General features: G+C 43.9%; 1 protein-coding gene. It reads right to left on the bottom strand.

Going from position 1 to position 253, the window contains the following annotated elements:
• Positions 1–18: 18 nt before the first annotated feature.
• Positions 19–81 (bottom strand): membrane protein YoeI, encoded by a 63-nt coding sequence (yoeI, locus tag SB847_RS21665; protein ID WP_010723108.1) that lies wholly within the window; start codon positions 79–81, stop codon positions 19–21.
• Positions 82–253 lie beyond the last annotated feature (172 nt).

The following is a 253-nucleotide window of genomic DNA, read 5'->3' on the forward strand; positions in this document are numbered from 1 at the left end:
GAGGTGTTTGGAGTAACGTTATGCGACATGGTCATTCTCCTTTACGGTGATAACCGTCGCGTAAGCAAAAAATTGCCCCATTTTTTTGGATTCCTCAGCGACAACAACTGTCGATTTTTAGTAAATATCTATCCGGTACGAAGCCCGGCCTCTTGGTATGAATGATTGGTTTGAAGCAAAAAATAACCGACGCTGATGAAACGTCGGTTTTTAGTCATTTTTTGACAGCGGCGCATTGTGCCTAAATGGGGGG

Origin of the sequence: Bacillus sp. SIMBA_026 (genome assembly GCF_046535335.1) — a bacterium.
Classification (GTDB): domain Bacteria; phylum Bacillota; class Bacilli; order Bacillales; family Bacillaceae; genus Bacillus; species Bacillus velezensis.